Raw genomic sequence first — 15,214 nt, 5'->3', positions numbered from 1 at the left:
TTCTTAAACATTTGCAGCGTAAGTTAGTTGCAATTAAAAGCAGCTTAATCTTGCTTGTCAAGCGTTTAAAACATAAAAAACGCCAATATTTTAAAGCGGATAATAACCCCAGGGCTTCTTTTGCCTTTTTTTTCGTTTGGTAAATTTCTTAATGTTTATAGCTAAACGACAATCGTCATCCCGCAGCGGGATCTATGCTTTGAGATACCGCGAATAAATCGCGGTATGACGTAGAGCTCGCGTTAGCTACACTTTTATGCTTACCAACTCAGTATCCAATCAAAATCCTGGATTTCAGTGTCAAGCACTGAAATAACACCGAAAGGGCTACTGCTGTCTTGGATGGAAACCAGTGTCAGCTACTTGAATCTGCCACGCAAATTGCCTGCAAATTGCAATGTTCGTACAGCTGTGCGTCATGCGCTGGAATGGCATCAAGGGGTAACTTTTTATTTAAACAATGATTGTAAAATGATTATAATAAGAGATCTATTGAAATTTTAAAGTTATTAAATATTGACGCTATATACTTAAGTGTTAAAATAGAATGAAAAGTTTTTAGGAGTTTATATGGCAGCAGGTGGGAAAGCAAAGACAGCTAGTAAAAATAACCCTACTCAGCGTAAGAAAGCTGAGCAAAAAATGTATAAAGATAAACCGGTAAAACCTGTTAGATATATAGATCGTGATTCGCGCATGAATTATATGTCTGCTCAATATGACAACGGCAATCTGGTTGAAGATGAGGTAAGCGGCAATCCTATAAAGTGGGAAGCTGTATAATAGTTGTGGTTAAAGTTACTATTAATTCTAAGGAATGTGAAGTAGAGCATGGGCTCACTATAATTCAAGCTTGTGAAGTCGTGGGCGTTGAAATTCCACGTTTTTGTTATCATGAGCGTTTAGCAATTGCTGGTAATTGCAGAATGTGTTTGGTTGAAGTGGAGGGTGGACCTCCAAAACCAGTAGCCTCTTGTGCAATGCCAGTTGCAGAAGGGATGGTTATTCACACTGATACCCCTAAGGTTAAAAAAGCACGTGAAGGTGTGCTTGAGTTTTTGCTAATTAACCACCCGCTTGATTGCCCAATTTGCGATCAGGGTGGTGAATGCGATTTGCAAGATATCACGATGGCTTATGGGAAAGGAACCAGCAGACTTGATGAGCATAAGAGGGCTGTGCCAAAAAAACACTTCGGACCACTGATTGAGACCGCGATGAATCGATGCATTCATTGCACTCGGTGTGTTAGATTTTTGTCTGATGTTGCAGGTACAAATGAACTTGGAGGAATCGGAAGGGGAGAAAATGTAGAGATTAGCACTTACATAAAAAGGCATATTAGTTCTGAATTATCCGGAAATATCATAGATCTCTGCCCGGTAGGAGCTTTAACTTCAAAGCCTTACTCCTTTACAGCGCGTCCATGGGAGCTATCACATTGTGAGACTATAGATGTGCTAGATGCTGTGGGTAGCGCAATTAGAGTTGATTATCGTGGCCCGGAGGTTATGAGGATATTACCAAGGCTGAGCGAAGAGGTAAATGAAGAATGGATATCAGATAAAACCCGCTTTGCCTATGATGGACTAAAAGTTCAGCGTCTTGATCGACCTTATATAAAAAAAGATGGTAAATTAGCCCCAGTTGATTGGAATGAGGTATTAACTGTTGCTGCAAAGAAATTAAAGAATACAAAATCAAATAAAATAGCTGCAATTGCAGGTGATTTAGCAGATTGTGAGTCTATGCTTCTACTTAAAGAAATGATGCAGAAGCTCGGCTCGGGAAATATAGATTGCAGGCAGGATGGTGCAAAACTTATACCAAATAATCGTGGATCGTATGTGTTCAATACCACTATTGAAGGTATAGAGAATGCGGATTTGTGTCTGCTTATAAATACAAACCCAAGGATAGAAGCACCGATCATTAACGTAAGATTGAGCAAGAGATATTTACAGGGCAACTTTCCTGTTGCAAGTGTTGGTCCTAACATTGAATATTTGTATCATGTTGAGAAATTGGGCGATAATCCTGATATTTTGAGTGAAATAGCAAATGGAAATCATAAGTTCTGTAAGCTGCTGAGTGCTGCTCAGAGCCCTATGCTGATTATCGGTCAAGATGCATTAGTAAGAGACGATTCTGAATCAATTCTAATTCTAGCTGGCAAAATTGCAGAAGAATTTAACATGGTCAGAGATGACTGGAATGGCTTTAATGTGCTGCATAAAGCTGCAGCAAGAGTTGGTGGGCTAGATATTGGGTTTGTTCCTAAAAAAGGCGAAAGGGATATTAATCAAATATTGGAACATGCAGAAAGTGGTGAAATAGAAGTTGTTTATCTTCTTGGTGCAGATGAAATTGACACATCAAAGTTAGAAAACACATTTGTAATTTATCAAGGTCATCACGGTGATAAGGGTGCACATGTGGCAGATGTTATCTTGCCTGGTGCTGCATATACAGAAAAATATGCAACTTATGTAAACACTGAAGGTCGAGTGCAAAGAACAAATTTAGCTGTATTTCCTCCAGGTGAAGCAAAGGAGGACTGGTTAATTATTAAAAATCTCTCGCAATATTTGGATCTCTCCTTACCATATGATAGTTTATTTGACGTGAGAAAAAAATTAGATACTATCGGTCCACAGTTTAGAAATGCTGATCAAGTGATAAAAAACACATGGGTGCCAATTAGCAATGGTAAAATAAATTTAAGTGATACACCTTTTACTTTAAAGGAGTGTAATTTTTATATGACGGATTCAATAAGTCGCGCTTCAAAAATAATGGCAGATTGTACTAAAGCTTTTTATGAACACACTAGTTAATATTTTATTTATTTTAGTACCGCTACTACTTTCAGTTGCATATTTGACATACTTTGAGCGTAAGGTCCTTGCTGCAATTCAACTAAGGCACGGCCCGAGTGTAGTTGGACCTTTTGGGCTATTGCAGCCATTTGCAGATGCTATTAAGCTACTGATTAAAGAGCCGATAATACCATTTAGAGCGAGCACCATACTGTTCATTATGGCTCCAATGCTTACCTTTATCTTGGCATTAATTGCCTGGGCAGTTATACCGTTTGGTGCTGAAGTAATTGTAGAAAATGGCCAGCAAGTAGTTATTCCTAAGGTTATAGCAAATATTAATGTTGGAGTGCTTTACGTGCTAGCTATATCGTCGCTGGGAGTATACGGCGTGATTATTGCAGGCTGGTCAAGCAACTCCAATTATGCATTCCTTGGCGCTATACGGTCGGCTGCTCAGATGATTTCATATGAAGTTTCAATAGGCTTAATAGTTGCTGCAGTCGTTATTACCACTGGAACATTAAATCTTGGAGAGATGGTGGTAGCGAAACACAATATGCCATTTTGGGTTGATTTGCTACTAATGCCTATAGGAATAATATTTTTTATTTCTTTGCTTGCAGAAACTAATCGTCACCCATTTGATTTACCAGAAGCTGAAGCAGAGCTTGTCTCTGGATATAACGTTGAATATTCATCCATGCCTTTTGCCCTCTTTTTTCTTGGAGAATATGCAAATATGATTCTAGCAAGTGCTATGATGACGATATTCTTTCTAGGAGGATGGTATCCGCCGCTGGAGTTCAGTTTACTTTACAAAATTCCAGGTTTAATTTGGTTCATTTTGAAAATAGTTATACTTTTGTTTATATTTATTTGGATTAGAGCAACAATACCTCGTTATCGATATGATCAGCTAATGCGCCTTGGTTGGAAAGTATTTCTACCAATATCGGTCCTTTGGGTGATACTCATTTCAGGGGTGTTGCTCTTTACTGGGAACTTGCCTGGATCCAATGTTTAATTTTCCAAATACAAGATTAAGACGCAGGCGCTCGAGCAAATGGGTTCGCAATTTAACAAGTGAAAATAGTTTATCAGTAAATGATCTGGTTCTTCCTCTGTTTGTTCATGACAGAGAAGAAACAACTGAACCAATTTCTGGCTTACCAGGCGTAAAATGTTATTCAATAGATGGATTAGTGTCTATAGTTAAGGAAGCTAAAGATTTAGGAATTAATGCTGTTGCAATTTTTCCTGTAGTTGACAGTAAACTAAAATCTGAAAACGCTGAAGAAGCATATAATTCTGACAACTTAATCTGCAGAGCAATTTGTGCTGTAAAATTAAAGGTACCTGAAATTGGTATTATTGCAGACGTTGCACTGGATCCATACACTATTCATGGCCATGACGGCATTTTAAAAGATAATCAGATGGATGTAGAAAACGATGAAACTATATCAGTACTGTGTAAGCAAGCACTTGCTTTAGCGAAGGCAGGATGTGATATAGTTGCTCCTTCTGATATGATGGATGGTAGAGTAGGAAGAATCAGAAAATCATTAGATGATAACAACTTTCAAGACGTATTAATATTATCTTATGCAGTGAAATACTGCTCTAGCTTCTATGCTCCATTCAGGCAAGTCGTTGGTTCATGTGGGCTATCACATTCTATAGACAAAAGTGGTTATCAAATGGATTATAAAAATGCGCACGAAGCAATGTGCGAAATTGAAATGGATATAAATGAAGGTGCAGATTTTATTATGATTAAACCAGGTATGCCATATTTAGATATTATCAAAACAGCAGGTGATAAGTTTAATTTTCCGATTTTTGCTTACCAAGTAAGCGGTGAGTACGCAATGATAAAAGCTGCTGCAAATAATGGCTGGCTAGATTATGACAAGGTGATTTATGAATCTTTGATTGGTTTCAAACGTGCGGGTGCAAGTGCAATATTCACTTACGCTGCACTTGATATTGCAAAAAATTTAAGTGCATAAGCCCTATAAAATTATTAAATTTTTGGCGCACGTTCTTCTACTGTTGCTGCATATTACTTAAAGTTTTCCAATACATGTTTTAAGTTGTTGATAAGTCCGTTACAATACAGTATTATAAATAATATAAACCAAGTGTTACTTAGAACATGGGGATTTTTTTTAAATTTTTGGGAAAGATGCTAGGCAAGGTTTTTCCTGCTAAAACAGTAAGCTCTCTTTTAGGAATAGGATATTTACCAAGTTGGCAGAACTATTGGTCTTCTTTTTTAATATTATTTATTGTCGATGTTATATTAATTCTTACATATGGAGGCGAATACTTACTATATAAAATGCCAGACTCAGGAATAGTTGTAGCTGCTGTTTTTACAAAATTGGCAATAGTTATGTTAGTAATGCAATTAATTGGAATATTTATTTTTCATGCTCAAGACCCTTCAGCAAACAGTGGTGAAGAAATAGTAATACAAATAGCGTCAGGGCAAGTACTGACTGTAGCACTTTCAATGCCGGCAATGATGTCGATTTATTATGCTGTAAGTAAACTCTATGGGAATATATGTAAGCAGATATTTCAATGCCCATTTTGGTTTAATGATTTTATGCACTTTTTCTTTTTTCTTATGATACCTTACGTATTTTTTAATGTCGTAGAAGTGATAAAACCATGGCCAATAAGTTCAATACAGCTCAGCTATAATAATGCAATGTCAATTACATTTGAGGGGATTTTTCACACATTTTATGCGGTGATTTTACTGTATTTAACAGCATTTATATTCTGCGATTTAACTATGCATGATGCAATTGTCCTAAATAAAAGCATAATTCAGTATGTGAGGGAAAGTTCAGCAGTTTTAGGTGATTATTTACATGATACTGTTAAAAAAATAGGTATTGAATAGTACTTATTTATTTATATATTTAGTATAAAAAGTGTACAATTTGTGTGAACTTACAAAGTATAATAAAAGAGTTACAAGATTTTTGGGCTAGTGAAGGATGTGTTATACTTCACCCATACACATCTGAAGTTGGTGCTGGCACATTACATCCTGCAACAATTATGTCTGCAATTGATACAAAACCGGCAAAAATTGCATATCTACAACCAGTAATTAGGCCAGCAGATGGACGCTATAGTGATAATCCTAATCGTTTGTATCAACATCACCAATATCAAGTTATAATAAAGCCATCTGGTAATAATTTACAAGACGTCTATTTAGATAGCTTAAAAGTTCTTGGCATATCTACAGAAAAATATGATATTAAGTTTGTTGAAGATGATTGGGAAAATCCGAGCGTTGGTGCATCAGGACTTGGATGGGAAGTTACATGCAATGGAATGGAAGTAACACAGCTTACTTATATACAGCAAGTTGGAGGGATTGACTGCAAGATGATTCCTGGTGAGGTGGCATATGGGTTGGAACGTTTAGCAATGTGCATACAAGGTGTAGATAATGTTTACGATATAATTTGGAACGATAACGGTGTAACTTACGGAGATATTTTTAAACAAAGAGAATATGAATTTTCTTATCTAGCGTTAGATTATTATGATACTAAAGTGGTACAGCAGCAATTCGAAGATACGGAAAAATTGTGTAAGTTCCTTATTGAAAAGGAGCTACCAATGGCAGCCTATGACCAATGTATTAAAACTAGTCACCTACTTAATCTGCTTGATGCAAGAGGTGTGCTTGGTGTGAGTGAACGTACAGCTTATATTGGTAAAGTTAGAGAGCTAACAAAAAAATGTTGTGAATTGTACATGAGTAAATAGCGTATGTCGTTGCAGTTATTATTTGAGTGCCTTTCAGAAGAAATACCACCGAGAATGCAGAATGTAGTTGCAACTCAAGTTAAAAGCTGTATTGCCAATGTTTTTAACAAAAATAATGTAAAATTTACATCAATGGAGGTTTTTATAACGGCACGTCGCATTACCCTATTTGTCGACAACATAAATGCTTTGGAGCTAAAGGATTCCAATAACGAAGTTAAGGGACCAAACATTAACGCACCAAAAAGTGCTATCGAAGGTTTTTTAAGAAAATATCAGAAAAATGAAGAAGATTTGCTCGTTCGAAAAGTAAATAATGAGGATTTTTACTTCATTAAAAGAGAAAGCTGCTCATTTAACATCAGAGAATTCCTCAAAAATCAACTGGAGGAAATGCTCAAAAACTTTTCTTGGTTGAAGAGCATGAGATGGGGCGAAGGAAAAGAAAGGTGGGTTAGGCCAATCAAAAACATTTTATGCATTTTAAATGACGAAATAATACCTGTGTCTTTTGCAGGGATCACAGCATCTAACACAACATATGGCCATCGATTTCTCTCAAGTGGTACAGCGTTAACTGTTAAAGCACCTAAAGACTATTTTGAATTGCTAGAAAAAAACAGTGTAATTCTCCAAATGGACAAAAGAAAGCAATTTATACTAGATCAGATTAATAAATTCACAAAAGAGCAGAATTTACAACTTGAGAAAAATGATTATTTACTAAATGAATTGACAGGGCTTATAGAGTGGCCAATCGTACTGTTTGGTGAAGTGAATCAAGAAAAGTCATTTGGATTACCGAAGGAAGTAATACTTAGTATAGTTAATACACAACAAAAATACCTTGCTTTAAGTAATGGAAAGAGAATTTCACACTTTGTCACTGTTGTCAACGTCAACAATGGTGAAGTTGTTAAAGGGCACGAAAGAATATTAGAAGCACGTCTTGCTGATGCCCAATTTTTAATATCTCAAGATAAAAAGGAAAATCTAGATTATTATGTCAAAAAATTAGGTTCGATATTATTTCATGCTTCACTTGGCAGCGTGGGGGAAAAGGTGAAGCGTATTACGGCTCTGTCAAAGTATATAGCTATATTTATTCCACATGCTTCGCTGATAAAAGTTGAACGTGCTGCATATTTGGCAAAAGCTGATTTGGCAACATCGATAGTCAGAGAGTTTCCAGAATTACAAGGAGTAATGGGTGGATATTATGCTTCTTATTTTCAAGAAGATAAAGAAGTAGTGGAAGCTATAACTGAGCATTATAAGCCAATCGGGCCAGAGCAGGAGTGTCCTAAATCTCCTTCTGCAATTGCTGTGTCAATTGCAGACAAAGTGGATAGCTTAGTTGGTTTAATTGCAGCAGGTGAGAAAATCTCTGGTTCGTATGATCAATTTGGTTTGCGGAGAATGACAATTGGTATAATTAGGACAATACTTGAAAATAATTTGCATGTTCCAATTAGGCTAATGATAGACAAGTCAGTATCTTTATATTCAAGGCTTCTATTTAATAAAAATACAGCGTCAGTTGATAAGCCGAATAGAAAACAAATTTCAGAACTAGTATTTAGATTTTGCTTAGAAAGATTCAAGGTTATTTTAAAAAATAGAGATATAAGGCAAGATGTTGTAGATTCAATACTATATAAAATCGATATTAATGATCTGCTGACAGCAGAAAAGCGAACTGTTATATTGGATCGTTATCTTAGTACTCCAGAAGGTGAACAAATTCTAAGCACTTACAAAAGAGTCAGTAACATGATGAGCAAAGCAAGGAAAAGTGATGGCACTACTTATAGTGCATCTTACGGTAAGAGGTTTTTGATTGAAAGTGAAGAAATTGCGCTATCAAATTGTGCTATAACTGCTTGTAAAAACATAAAACAAGCGATAAAAAATAACCACTTTAATGTAGCACTTGATGAACTTGCTGGTTTTGCTCCGTTTATCAATCAGTTTATGGACAGTATAAAGATTAACTGTGATTCTGATAAGCTGAGAAGAAACAGATTATCTTTGCTTGAAAATGTAGTTTCCATCTTTCATTTAGTAGCAGATTTTAACCTCATACAGGTTAAACAATGGATAAATGCTCAGGCAATATAAAGAACAAATCAAATCATCTCCACAATCCTGTGGCGTGTATAAGATGGTTGGAGATAAGAATAAAGTTTTATATGTTGGAAAAGCAAAAAACTTAAAGTCAAGGTTATCCGACTACCTTCAATTCGAAAACCTTTCTGAACGAATTAGAGTTATGCTCTTACAGGTTATTAAGGTTGAAATATTCATCACTGAGAATGAAATCGAAGCACTGCTTCTTGAAGCACAGCTAATAAAATCATTGAAACCACTTTATAATATTGTGCTCAAGGATGGAAAATTTTATCCTTATATAACAATTTCCAAGCACGATTATCCAAGAATAGCAAAATATAGAGGCAAATTTAAGAAAAATGAGTTTCATTATTATGGTCCCTTTACATCTGCCGCTGCTGTTAAGCAAACTATATTGTCATTGCAAAAAGCTTTTCTCCTAAGAGTATGTTCAGATCAATACTTTTCCTCAACAAAAAGACCATGTATTGAATATCAAATTAAGCGCTGCTCAGCACCATGCATAAACAAAATCACAAAAGACGACTACTGCCAATCAGTAAAACAGGCACGAAATACATTGCTTGGAAGAAATAAGGAAGTGAAAGAACAGTTACTTTTCACAATGAGAAAGTGCAGCAGTGAAGAAAACTATGAGCTTGCTGCTATATATAGAGATCGGGTAAAGTTTCTTGAGCAAATTCAAATACAGCACACGGATTTTTCTTTTGAAAAAGATGCAGATTTCTTCAGTATTGTACGTGAAGAGGATCTAGCATGTATTAGTGTGTTATCGTTTAGAAATAAAGACAACTACGGCAGCACTCCTTACTTTGCCGAGAACTGTGGTGATCACTCAAATGATGAAATTTTATCCACCTTTTTGGTCAATTTTTATAATTCAGCTAACATACCTCCAATACAAATTTACGTTCCAGATTCTATTGTGGATAAGGAAATTATAGAACAAGCACTATATAAGGTTGCTCAAAAGCCAGTAAAAGTTCTGCATGCAAAGAATAAAAAAGAGCGTGATTTATTGAAATTTGTTTATGATAACTCTCAGCATAGCTTAGAGCAGAAGCTTATCGATTATAGAAATAACCTAGAAAAGCTTGAGGAGCTTAGCAAAATCTTCTTGTTACCAAACATTCCAAAGCGTATCGAGGTTTATGATAATAGCCATATTTCTGGAAGCCAGCAAATTGGTATGATGATTGTTGCAGGGCAGGAGGGTTTTTTAAAGAGTGAGTACAGAAAATTTACTATAAAGGAAAAATTTTCAGGCGATGACTATAAAATGATGAGGGAAGTGCTAACCAGACGTTTCTCCGGCAATATAAAAGGCATAATACCTGATTTTTTACTGATTGATGGTGGACCAGGACATGTTTCCATAGTACAGAATGTACTGGAAGTATTGAATATAAACGTTCCTTTTGCTTGTATGGCAAAAGGTCCTGATCGTAACGCAGGAAATGAAAGATTTTATATGCTGGGCAGGGAAGAATTCAGTCTGGCAAATGACAGCAAAGTCATGCTTTACTTACAATCGCTGCGTAATGAAGCCCACCGTTTTGCGATAACTTCACATAGAAAAAAACGCGATAAACAGTTTATAGTTTCACAATTAAGCAAAATACCCGGCATTGGCAACAAAAGAAAAAAAGCGTTGATGTCTTATTTTGGTTCAGTGAAAAATATAAGCAAAGCTTCTCTGGCTGAAATTCAAAACGTACCTGGAATTAGTAAAGGTTTAGCAGAAGTCATTCTTAAATACGTGAATTATAAGAGAGGAGTACTGGAATGACACAAAACCCGTTTTATTATTAGGGAATTTATATCTTAAAACCGCAAAAAAAGGTGTGCGTATTTGTGAAAAAAAATCTCCATAAAATTTGTGAAGCAATGTGGTGGGACTAGTGCGATTTGAACGCACGACCTTCAGATTAGGAGTCCAACGCTCTATCCTGCTGAGCTATAGTCCCGTATTTCCTACCATTCATGTAAAATTATAGCAAAAAATCCTTTCTTTTCTAGATTTCTTGCATAACCAATTTATGACGACAAAAAACATTTCTGTACTTCTTGAGTATAATGCTATTATATTTAATAACATGGTTTAAGTAAGATTAATGCTAGTTAACAATATTGGTTATTTCTATAACAATCAAAACGACTTTGCTTTAAGCAATATAAACATTAAAGTAAAGAAAGGAAATGTTGCATGTTTATTGGGGCATTCTGGCTGTGGCAAGTCAACAATTTTGAAATTAATTGCGGGGATAGAAAATCCAAAATCTGGAACTATTTTTATAAATGATAGGTTAGTTGCAAGTAATAAGGCATCAGTCGCTATAGAGCATAGAAATATCGGATTGATTTTTCAGCATTCTGCATTATTTCCTCATAAAACAGTAGTAGAAAATATAACCTTTGCTATCCGCAGCTCTTCCAAGAGAGAAAAGCACCTAATTGCATTGGAAATCTTGAAGTTACTCAATATAGAAAAATATGAAAATATGTACCCTAACGCCTTATCTGGAGGACAGCAACAATTAGTTGCAATAGCAAGAGTGATGGCACAAAACCCTGATGTTGTGTTGTTAGATGAACCATTTTCTAATTTAGATATACTGCTCAAGTGCCGAATAAGACAACATATATTGTCCCTTTTTAGAAGTAAAAATATCCCTGTGCTAATGGTAACTCATGACCCGCAAGAAGCATTGAAAGTTGCAGATTTTATCTACGTAATGAAAAATGGTAAAATTATTCAATCAGGAGTTTCTAGCGATATATACCATAAGCCTAAAGACGATACGCTAGCAAAGTTTTTTAGTGAGCTCTCTTCTACTCTACAGTTAAGCGAAAAGTTTCCACTTATTCGCTGCAAGAAAATAATCTAGTTTGGGATTGTTATAAAATAATTAAAAAACCTTGATTTATAATTAAATAAAGGTGATATAATCTATGTGTTACTTGACTTCAGTCAAGTTTTAATATTTAAAGGTCAATATTTTAAATGGAGGTGAAAATGAGTTTAGGACCATGGCAATTGTTTCTAGTCTTAATAATAATTTTAGTTCTGTTTGGTGCAGGCAGATTACCGCAAGTTATGGGTGATTTAGGAAAAGGCATCAAAAACCTTAAACAGGAGCTTAAGGACTCAGAAAAATTATCGTCTAATGAACCAGATCGTTAGCGTCCTCATACTTCGTGACATGCACCTTAGTGCATGTCATCTGTTTAAAAACTTAGTCAGGTTAAAGAATGAAAGAGATGAAGTGTTGGTATGAAATAAATAACAAATATTGAAATACAGCAACAACTATGTTAGCTTAAGAGGAATATTTTATTAAAGGATAATTGTGCAAAAAAGTGAGAAACTAACTAAAGATAAAAAACTAGCTTCTGATATTCTAAAAGAGGTTGCAGATACCAATAACAATGATAGCAATAAAGTAACTTTGTTTGACATTAAAACAGCTTTGCATGAGCGTGGTTTTGGTATTTTAATAATCATCTTCTCCTTGCCGCTATCGGTGCCTATACCGGTTCCACCTGGTTATACAACTATTCTTTCTATACCTTTAATCTTATTCTCACTGCAGCTTCTATTTGGATTTGATTCTCCTTGGATGCCGCATTGGTTGGAAAGAAGGTCTTTTCAGCGTTCAACACTAGCTTTTGTGGTAGAGAAAACTTCTCCAGCATTAAAAAAAATAGAAAAGTTCATGAAACCAAGAATGTCTTTTATTTTCTATGGGCCCGGTGAAAAGATTTTAGCTTTTGTAATGTTGCTTTCTGCATTATCGATAGCTCTTCCATTGCCTCTTACTAACTTCATTCCTGCAATTGGTACGACTCTTATTTCGCTTGGCATTATGAGTAAAGATGGGTTTCTATCCATATTGGGAGTTTTAATATCATTGTGTGGGCTATTGCTTACTCTTGTTGTAGTAGTCAAAGGGCCACAACTTATCATTGGGGCATTTTCTTTTCTCAAAAGCTTCGTATATGGTTAGGCTTTACAACACCTTAACAAAAAAAAAGGAGCTTTTTACACCTATCGATAAAGATCATGTGAAAATGTATGTTTGCGGACCAACAGTATATGACACAGCACATATAGGCAATGCACGGTCTGTTGTTGTGTATGATGTGTTATTTCAGCTACTTAAGTTTTGTTATGGCAAAGTTACCTATGTGCGTAACATAACCGACATTGATGATAAGATAATTAATGCAGCAAGTGAAAAAAATAGCAACATAGAAAGTATCAGCACATATTACACCAAGGCTTTTCATGAAGATATGAGAAGCATAAATTGTGCAGAGCCAACACACGAGCCAAAAGCAACGAAAAACGTAGATTATATTATAAAATTAATTGAACATTTGCTGCAATCAGGCCACGCTTATGAATCTGACAAACATGTGTATTTTAATATAGAATCTTACCATGAATATGGTGCTTTATCAGGAAAAAAAACTGATAAATTGGTTCCAGGTAGCAGAGTTGAAGTTAATGAAAATAAAAAGCACCCGGGAGATTTTGTGCTGTGGAAGCCTGCAAATGATATTGACTACAAACTTTCAAGTTATTGGAATAGCCCATGGGGAGAGGGCAGACCTGGATGGCATATAGAATGCTCAGCAATGTCATATGCTTACCTTGGCAAAGATTTTGATATTCATGGTGGCGGCATAGATTTACAATTTCCTCACCATGAAAATGAAATTGCACAGAGTAAGTCTGCATTTGCTGGATCAATGTTTGCAAAATACTGGATACATAACGGTTTTCTTACAGTAAATGAAGAGAAAATGAGCAAGTCCTTATTTAATATAGTCAAAGTAAGAGATTTGCTAGATAGTGGAATAAAGGGTGAAGTAATACGCTATGCACTGCTCAAAACTCACTACAGAAAACCACTTGATTGGACAGAAAACGTTATTTCTGACGCACAGGAAACCTTAAATAAATTTAATCGGCTATCACGTGGTTTAGATACAATAAATATTGATGAAAGTAACGCAGAGATTTCTAAAGATTTTATAGACGCTTTAAAAAACGACTTAAACATTCCTGAAGCTCTAGCTATATTACATGAAATGGCTGCAAAAATTAACAAAATGAGTAATGAAAGTGAAAAGCTAAAATTAACTGAGAGTTTTGTTAAGAGTGCCAGATTTATTGGTCTTCTTGAGTCAAGTTATGAAAAGTGGTTTGCTGTGGATGTAAATCATCAAGAAATAGAAAGGTTGATAGACTTAAGAAAAATTGCAAAAAAAAATAAAAATTACGATACTGCAGACAAAATAAGGGATCAGTTGAAACAAATGGGGATTACAATTTCTGACAATGAAGATGGTACAACAACCTGGTAAACTCATATGGAAAATTACTTTCTGTTATTCACAGATAGTCTAGTATCATCATTAGTCTTACCCATACATCAAGGTTTTGTGTTCAATACCATGCTTTATTTCAGGTCGTATCACACTCCACTACTGATGTTATTTTTTGGAGTACTAGGATCAAGCCTTGGTGGAATAGTTAACTGGTATTTAGGTAGAATAACAATCTCTATACGAAAATCATACCGCAAACTAGAGAACGAGCATAAAACACCAAAAATCGTAAAAAATCTACTGATTTGTGCAGTTACATTACTTTCATGGGTGCCAGCACTTGGAAGTGTGATTCAAATTTTATCAGGTTATTTTAAGTTAAACCTTTATACCCTTGCCCCTTTAATCATTCTATCTAATTTCTTCTATTTGTTATATCTAATACTTACTTTTGGAGTATAACAGCTATAGTACTACAGCCATTAAAGCCCACTTCTGTCATCCTATGCCCTGATAGAAGCGGAGCTATAAATTAAATGCAAAATTTCAGTAGTCACAGGATGGATGCACCATGAGCTAAAAGCCATTCCACAAGATCCCTATGATCAAAATCAGTGGCATAATGTAATGCTGTCATTCCCCTATTATTCTTAGCATTAACATCTGCTTTGCGTTTTAGTAGCACTCTAGCCGTGTCAAATTTCCCATAATAGCAGCAAAGTGTAGCGGAGTGTTGCCATTTTCATCTTTAGCGTTAACATCATCCCCTTCTTTAATGAAGTATTTTGTTAATTTTTCACTTCCGATTTTAGCAGCATGGTGCAGTGGAGTTTTATTGCATTCGTTCTTAACACTAACATTTGTGGTGTGTTTCAATAGTGTCTTAGCTAAAGCAACCATACACATCCCATCGTCAATAGAATTTGTATCACGAGCTGAAAGTAACTCCACAAGTTCTTGGTGATCAAAATCAGTGGCATAATGCAATGCTGTCATTCCCCTATTATTCTTAGTATCAACATCTGCATTGTGTTTTAGTAGCACTCTAGCCGTGTCAAATTTCCCATAATAGCAGCAAAGTGTAGCGGAGTGTTGCCATTTTCATCTTTAGCGTTAACATC

15 protein-coding genes, 1 tRNA gene and 1 pseudogene are annotated in these 15,214 nt (G+C 35.4%); 13 read left to right on the top strand and 4 right to left on the bottom strand.

What is annotated here, in order from left to right; all coding sequences use genetic code 11:
• Positions 1–570: 570 nt before the first annotated feature.
• The 8 genes from OZD64_RS06070 to uvrC all read left to right on the top strand — a co-directional run bounded on the left by OZD64_RS06070 (position 571) and on the right by uvrC (position 10,545).
• Complete coding sequence (locus OZD64_RS06070; RefSeq protein ID WP_006279675.1) at positions 571–783, top strand: hypothetical protein; 213 nt, start codon at positions 571–573, stop codon at positions 781–783.
• A gap of 5 nt (positions 784–788) precedes the next feature.
• The gene (nuoG, locus tag OZD64_RS06065; RefSeq protein WP_274999526.1) at positions 789–2,837 is read left to right on the top strand and encodes an NADH-quinone oxidoreductase subunit NuoG; all 2,049 of its coding nucleotides are present in this window, start codon (positions 789–791) and stop codon (positions 2,835–2,837) included.
• Positions 2,821–3,846, top strand: a complete 1,026-nt coding sequence (gene nuoH, locus OZD64_RS06060) for an NADH-quinone oxidoreductase subunit NuoH (RefSeq protein WP_038199678.1) — start codon at positions 2,821–2,823, stop codon at positions 3,844–3,846. The genes nuoG and nuoH overlap by 17 nt, the downstream gene beginning before the upstream one ends.
• Complete coding sequence (gene hemB, locus OZD64_RS06055) at positions 3,839–4,834, top strand: porphobilinogen synthase (RefSeq protein WP_038199675.1); 996 nt, start codon at positions 3,839–3,841, stop codon at positions 4,832–4,834. The genes nuoH and hemB overlap by 8 nt, the downstream gene beginning before the upstream one ends.
• A 146-nt stretch (positions 4,835–4,980) precedes the next feature.
• Positions 4,981–5,739 (top strand): phosphatidylglycerophosphatase, encoded by a 759-nt coding sequence (locus tag OZD64_RS06050; RefSeq protein WP_266407145.1) that lies wholly within the window; start codon positions 4,981–4,983, stop codon positions 5,737–5,739.
• A gap of 44 nt (positions 5,740–5,783) precedes the next feature.
• On the top strand, positions 5,784–6,623 hold the full coding sequence (locus tag OZD64_RS06045; RefSeq protein ID WP_274999522.1) for a glycine--tRNA ligase subunit alpha: 840 nt from the start codon (positions 5,784–5,786) through the stop codon (positions 6,621–6,623).
• Between the two features lie 3 nt (positions 6,624–6,626).
• Positions 6,627–8,744 carry a glycine--tRNA ligase subunit beta gene (gene glyS / locus OZD64_RS06040; RefSeq protein ID WP_038199670.1) on the top strand — a complete coding sequence of 706 codons (2,118 nt, stop codon included), beginning with the start codon at positions 6,627–6,629 and terminating at the stop codon, positions 8,742–8,744.
• Entirely contained in the window at positions 8,728–10,545 is a 1,818-nt protein-coding gene (gene uvrC, locus OZD64_RS06035; protein WP_274999520.1) for an excinuclease ABC subunit UvrC, read from the top strand. The genes glyS and uvrC overlap by 17 nt, the downstream gene beginning before the upstream one ends.
• A gap of 101 nt (positions 10,546–10,646) precedes the next feature.
• Here the strand turns inward: uvrC and OZD64_RS06030 are convergent.
• Positions 10,647–10,723: transfer RNA gene (locus tag OZD64_RS06030), tRNA-Arg, on the bottom strand.
• A gap of 147 nt (positions 10,724–10,870) precedes the next feature.
• Here OZD64_RS06030 and OZD64_RS06025 point away from each other — a divergent pair.
• The 5 genes from OZD64_RS06025 (at position 10,871) to OZD64_RS06005 (ending at position 14,555) form a co-directional block, all read left to right on the top strand.
• Complete coding sequence (locus OZD64_RS06025) at positions 10,871–11,644, top strand: ABC transporter ATP-binding protein (RefSeq protein ID WP_006280146.1); 774 nt, start codon at positions 10,871–10,873, stop codon at positions 11,642–11,644.
• Positions 11,645–11,772: 128 nt separating this feature from the next.
• Positions 11,773–11,940, top strand: coding sequence for a twin-arginine translocase TatA (gene tatA, locus OZD64_RS06020; RefSeq protein ID WP_006013840.1), 168 nt, complete (start codon positions 11,773–11,775; stop codon positions 11,938–11,940).
• A 166-nt stretch (positions 11,941–12,106) separates the two neighbouring features.
• Positions 12,107–12,763, top strand: a complete 657-nt coding sequence (locus tag OZD64_RS06015; RefSeq protein ID WP_182282481.1) for an exopolysaccharide biosynthesis protein — start codon at positions 12,107–12,109, stop codon at positions 12,761–12,763.
• Positions 12,756–14,129 carry a cysteine--tRNA ligase gene (gene cysS, locus OZD64_RS06010; protein WP_274999518.1) on the top strand — a complete coding sequence of 458 codons (1,374 nt, stop codon included), beginning with the start codon at positions 12,756–12,758 and terminating at the stop codon, positions 14,127–14,129. Before OZD64_RS06015 ends, cysS begins: the two co-directional genes overlap by 8 nt.
• Positions 14,130–14,135: 6 nt before the next feature.
• Complete coding sequence (locus OZD64_RS06005) at positions 14,136–14,555, top strand: YqaA family protein (protein ID WP_010962395.1); 420 nt, start codon at positions 14,136–14,138, stop codon at positions 14,553–14,555.
• A gap of 91 nt (positions 14,556–14,646) precedes the next feature.
• Here the strand turns inward: OZD64_RS06005 and OZD64_RS06770 are convergent.
• The 3 genes and pseudogenes from OZD64_RS06770 to OZD64_RS06760 all read right to left on the bottom strand — a co-directional run.
• Positions 14,647–14,789: pseudogene (locus tag OZD64_RS06770) on the bottom strand (ankyrin repeat domain-containing protein); the annotation flags it as partial.
• Positions 14,769–15,137: an ankyrin repeat domain-containing protein gene (locus OZD64_RS06765; protein WP_274999257.1), complete on the bottom strand. Its 369-nt coding sequence runs from the start codon at positions 15,135–15,137 to the stop codon at positions 14,769–14,771. The gene OZD64_RS06765 and the pseudogene OZD64_RS06770, both read right to left, overlap by 21 nt.
• Positions 15,128–15,214, bottom strand: an 87-nt coding sequence (locus OZD64_RS06760; protein ID WP_394370290.1) for an ankyrin repeat domain-containing protein, incomplete at its 5' end; no start/stop codon positions are given. The genes OZD64_RS06760 and OZD64_RS06765, both read right to left, overlap by 10 nt.

This window comes from Wolbachia endosymbiont of Drosophila tristis, from assembly GCF_028981745.1.
Classification (GTDB): domain Bacteria; phylum Pseudomonadota; class Alphaproteobacteria; order Rickettsiales; family Anaplasmataceae; genus Wolbachia; species Wolbachia pipientis.
The sequence above is the reverse complement of the archived record's forward strand: the minus strand, read 5'-3'. Positions and strand labels throughout refer to the sequence as shown.

What these genes read in the sequence shown, in the direction of transcription:
- OZD64_RS06005 (WP_010962395.1), top strand. Translation starts at nt 14,136, where the DNA reads ATGGAAAATTACTTTCTGTTATTCACAGATAGTCTAGTATCATCATTA.
- OZD64_RS06070 (WP_006279675.1), top strand. Translation starts at nt 571, where the DNA reads ATGGCAGCAGGTGGGAAAGCAAAGACAGCTAGTAAAAATAACCCTACT.
- glyS (WP_038199670.1), top strand. Translation starts at nt 6,627, where the DNA reads ATGTCGTTGCAGTTATTATTTGAGTGCCTTTCAGAAGAAATACCACCG.
- uvrC (WP_274999520.1), top strand. Translation starts at nt 8,728, where the DNA reads ATGCTCAGGCAATATAAAGAACAAATCAAATCATCTCCACAATCCTGT.
- tatA (WP_006013840.1), top strand. Translation starts at nt 11,773, where the DNA reads ATGAGTTTAGGACCATGGCAATTGTTTCTAGTCTTAATAATAATTTTA.
- OZD64_RS06025 (WP_006280146.1), top strand. Translation starts at nt 10,871, where the DNA reads ATGCTAGTTAACAATATTGGTTATTTCTATAACAATCAAAACGACTTT.
- OZD64_RS06050 (WP_266407145.1), top strand. Translation starts at nt 4,981, where the DNA reads ATGGGGATTTTTTTTAAATTTTTGGGAAAGATGCTAGGCAAGGTTTTT.
- cysS (WP_274999518.1), top strand. Translation starts at nt 12,756, where the DNA reads ATGGTTAGGCTTTACAACACCTTAACAAAAAAAAAGGAGCTTTTTACA.
- nuoH (WP_038199678.1), top strand. Translation starts at nt 2,821, where the DNA reads ATGAACACACTAGTTAATATTTTATTTATTTTAGTACCGCTACTACTT.
- hemB (WP_038199675.1), top strand. Translation starts at nt 3,839, where the DNA reads ATGTTTAATTTTCCAAATACAAGATTAAGACGCAGGCGCTCGAGCAAA.